Annotated in this window: 3 protein-coding genes; all 3 read left to right on the top strand. The window is 70.8% G+C overall.

From position 1 onward, the window contains the following. Positions 1-269 precede the first annotated feature (269 nt). Positions 270-647, top strand: coding sequence for a hypothetical protein (locus tag ACFQ87_RS45505; protein WP_380616928.1), 378 nt, complete (start codon positions 270-272; stop codon positions 645-647). Positions 648-823: 176 nt separating this feature from the next. After that, positions 824-1,288 carry an SsgA family sporulation/cell division regulator gene (locus tag ACFQ87_RS45500; protein ID WP_380616927.1) on the top strand — a complete coding sequence of 155 codons (465 nt, stop codon included), beginning with the start codon at positions 824-826 and terminating at the stop codon, positions 1,286-1,288. Between the two features lie 26 nt (positions 1,289-1,314). Next, a complete protein-coding gene (locus ACFQ87_RS45495; RefSeq protein WP_380616926.1) occupies positions 1,315-2,523 on the top strand; it encodes an aromatic acid exporter family protein in 1,209 nt (402 codons plus the stop codon). Positions 2,524-2,756: the final 233 nt, after the last annotated feature.

Genomic DNA, 2,756 nt, shown 5'->3' with positions numbered 1-2,756 from the left:
GGCCTGAACCGGGCGGCCAGGCTCAGTCGGCAAACCGTCAAGATCGCCTGCCGGAGGACACGGCCTCCACGACGACGTCCATCGTGGCGGCCGGTGCGGTTGCCCCGCCCGTTATTCCCCGCCCTGCCGTCCCGAGGGCAGGACATGCCCCACAGCGAAGATGTACAAGTTTCAACAAGTTTCCGGTATCGTCGTTCTTGCCCCACCGCAGCGGGGCACCGCCTGGAGCCATCACCCCATGGCTCCGGGCCGATCAAGGAGGAAAGATCATGAACAAGTCCGTCGGACGCCGGGCCGCCACCGCGGCCGCCGCGCTCGCCGCGACGCTCGGTGGGCTGCTGCTCGCTGGCGGCACCGCCTCGGCCGCACCGGTTCAGGCCATCCACCACGACACCACCGTCTCCGTCTCCCTGGCGGCCTTCCAGGTCCGCGACCACGAGGGCGACCGCTTCGACCGCTACGGCAGCGGGCACACGAGCCGCTGGGACGGCCACCGCTTCTGGGAGCGCCAGGGCGGCTACTGGTACAGCAACGACGACGGCCACCGGTACCGCTACGACGGCCACCGGTTCTACCGGTGGGACAGCAGTTGGCAGATCATCCGGGTCATCAACGTGTACGGGTTCAACCCGCACGTCTTCCGCTGACCTGCGACGGCTCGGGGCGGGGGCGCGCGCCTGGTCCGGTGCCGGCACACCGCGCGGCCCCCGGCCGCCCTCTCGCGCCGCCGCCCACGGCCGGGGCGCTCGCACCCGCTATTCAGGGGGGCACTACCCACACAGGGAGTCATGCCGTGAACGGCTGTGCAGATCAAATGCTCGACATGGAACTCCTGCTTCCCTCGGGAGAACCGGTCACACTGCCGACCCTCCTGTCCTACCGCTCCTACGACCCGCTCGCCGTGCGCATCGTCTTCCACACCGACGCGGACGGCCAGGTCTCCTGGGTCTTCGCCCGCGACCTGTTGGCACAGGGCCTGCGCAGACCGAGCGGGCAAGGGGACGTACAGGTCTGGCCGGGAGCGGTCGGCCATGAGGAAGTACTGAACCTCGCCCTCTCCTCGCCGGCGGGGACCGCCTGGCTCCGGGCCCCACTCCACGTGGTGGCCGAGTGGCTGGAGCGCACCTACCGACTGGTACCGGCCGGCCGGGAAGCTGGCGGATACGACCTGGACGCCGAACTGTCGCACCTGCTGCCGGGCACCCGCCTGAGGCCCCGGACCTGGCCTCGGCCGCTCCCGTCCAGCGGCCCGGCCGACCCCGGCGGGTCACACCGCCGCAGCAAGTGAGCAGTAGGCGGAGCAGGAGCACAGAGATGAGAGCCCCGGCCTTCGTGTCGCCACCGGCCGCCATCGTCCGGTGGCGGGAAGCAGCAGGCCGCGCCCTGCGGCTGCCGCGCACGCCCTGGTTGTCGCTCCCGGGATGGTCGACCACCGCCCTCACCCGCAGTGTCAAGGGGCTCGTCGCGGCCCTCCTCGCCTGGCAGGCCGCCTCGTGGTGGCTCCCCGGGCAACAGCAGTACCTCGCCGTAGCAACCGCCCTGGCCATGGTCAACGCCCCGACCATCTACCGATCGGTGACGCAGGCCCTGCGCAGCGTGGCCGCCCGGGCCGCGGGGCTGTCACTGGCCGTGACCGTTGTATGGCTGCTCGGCCCGGCCGCGGGAAGCGTCGCCGCGATCCCGGCCATCGCACTGGTTGCAGGAGGCCGCCGGGGCTCCGACAGCCGCCTGCAGATCGCCTCGACGGCGGCACTCGCCCTGGCGGCGGCGACGGCCGTCCCCATGGGCCATGTCGTCACCCTGACCCTGGCCACCTTCACCGGCGCGGCCGCCGGCATCGCGGTCAATGCCCTCATCCTTCCGCCCACACACCTCGGCGCCTCCGACACCTCGGTGCGCGAACTCGCCGCGGCCATGGGAGAACTGCTCGGCGACATGGGCCGCGGGCTGCGTGAGCGGCAGCACACCGACCGCGCCCACCTGTGGCTGGAGCGGGGCAGGCGCCTCGACGACCTGGCACTCCAGGCGGGGGAGGACGTACGCCAGAGCCGGGAGAGCCTGCGCTGGAACACGCGGTGCATCGTCCACGGACATCAGAAGCCGACGGACCATAGCGAGGCGCTGCGCGCCCTGCACCGCGTCTCCTTCCAGGTCCGGGGCATCGCACGGACACTGGCCGACAGCGCCGACGACCAGCCCACCGGTCACGGCCTGAACCGACACTTCCTCGACCGGTATGCGGCGACCCTGGAAACGGCGGAACGGGCGATGGAGTCGTTCGTCGCCCCCGGGCATGCCGCACGCCCCGATCTCGACAGCCTCTGCAGGCCGCTGCGCCGCGCGATCGACGACGCCACGACCTGGCACAGGACGATGACCGACGAGATCAGGCACGGCACGCTGGCCGAACCGGGCGCCTGGCACGTCTACGGATCGCTGATCACCGACATCGAACGCCTGCTCGCCGACCTGGAGCGCGCGAACCGACCCGCCCCGACCGCGCGTGGGCCCCGTTCGTCGTGAAGCGCCCGGTTCCCAAGCCGGTTTGCAGGCCGTCCGACCCGCCGAGTCCGTGGCGATGAATTCACTCCATCGCTTGACGCTCGAATCCGCGGACCGTACGGTGGATTGCGTTGGTTGAAGTTTCAACATTTCTCTTCGATCGACGGAGGCTCCCCTCTCCTCCGGCCTGCGCCGAACGCAGCCAGGCATCCGATAACCCCGCAGGAAGAAACATGAACCGCAAGACCTTCCGA

Source organism: Kitasatospora sp. NPDC056531 (assembly GCF_042794375.1).
Taxonomy (GTDB): domain Bacteria; phylum Actinomycetota; class Actinomycetes; order Streptomycetales; family Streptomycetaceae; genus Kitasatospora.
This window is presented reverse-complemented; position numbering and strand designations above follow the sequence as displayed.

What these genes read in the sequence shown, in the direction of transcription:
- ACFQ87_RS45505 (WP_380616928.1), top strand. Translation starts at nt 270, where the DNA reads ATGAACAAGTCCGTCGGACGCCGGGCCGCCACCGCGGCCGCCGCGCTC.
- ACFQ87_RS45500 (WP_380616927.1), top strand. Translation starts at nt 824, where the DNA reads ATGGAACTCCTGCTTCCCTCGGGAGAACCGGTCACACTGCCGACCCTC.
- ACFQ87_RS45495 (WP_380616926.1), top strand. Translation starts at nt 1,315, where the DNA reads ATGAGAGCCCCGGCCTTCGTGTCGCCACCGGCCGCCATCGTCCGGTGG.